A 951-nucleotide genomic window follows, 5' to 3' on the forward strand; every position below is an offset into this window, starting at 1 on the left:
CACCGCCGGCACCGTGGGAGCGCACACCGGCCCACAGCCACACGCCGACCCGGGAGCACCCCCGGCCCCAGGTTCCACGGTGCGCAGCTGCGGGCCCGCGCCCTCGGCGATATCGACGAGCACCGTGTAGATCTCCCACGGCGCACCGTCCGGATCATCCACCCACACCTTGTCCTGCAGCGCGTAGCAGCAGGCGGTGTTCTCCTCCACCGCCGTCACCAGCCCCGCCTCCCGCAGCCGGCTGGCGGCGGCCGAGACCTCCTGCGAGGTCTCGATCTCCACCCCGAGATGGTTCAACGCCCCCGCCACCCCCGCGCCGCGGGCGTCCGGGTTCTCGATCAGCACCAGCTTCAACGGCGGCACGTCGACGGCGAAGTTCGCATACCCCGCCCGCCGCTTCGCCGGCCCGACCCCGAACAGCGTCGTGTAGAACTCCACCGCCGCGTCCACGTCCGAGACGTTCAACGCCAACTGCACCCTGGCCATCCAGCCCACCCCTTACATCGACACCCATCTATGTTCTTGCGGGCAAGAGGATGACCGCAAACATAGACGTCTGTCAATGGATGGGGCATGCCGGCGGCACGGCGACCGCCTCCCCACCGGCGGCCCGCCCGGTCTCGCCGGGAGGATCTTCGCGTGCCGCGCCCCACTCGCCCGCGCCCCGCTGTGCGCCGACCGGGGCCGGCGACCGTTACGCCGGCCCGCGCACCGGCGAAGTCATCGCTTTTCCGGATAATCCTCACGGTGAGCCTGAATCGCGAAGACGCTGAATCGCGCAGACCGAGAGAAGACCGAGACTCAAGAGCCCGCCGCTGTCGGGACGCCAGGGCAAATCGTACCGCGCTTCGGGAGTATCAGGTCGACCAGGTAACGCTCGACAGCCTGGCGGACGCAGCCACTGTCTTGGAAATAGGCGGTGTGCGTGTAGGAGCGCCAGGTCAACAGCAC

Annotated in this window: 2 protein-coding genes; both read right to left on the reverse strand. The window is 69.2% G+C overall.

Annotated elements, in window-relative coordinates; genetic code table 11:
* The coding region (locus AC08ON_RS16115) for an ArsI/CadI family heavy metal resistance metalloenzyme (RefSeq protein WP_476617264.1) at positions 1 to 486 on the reverse strand (486 nt) is incomplete at its 3' end.
* Positions 487 to 801: 315 nt separating this feature from the next.
* Positions 802 to 951, reverse strand: a complete 150-nt coding sequence (locus AC08ON_RS16120; RefSeq protein WP_476607776.1) for an alpha/beta hydrolase — start codon at positions 949 to 951, stop codon at positions 802 to 804.

It is taken from the genome of Frankia sp. CoWAU3, from assembly GCF_977971855.1.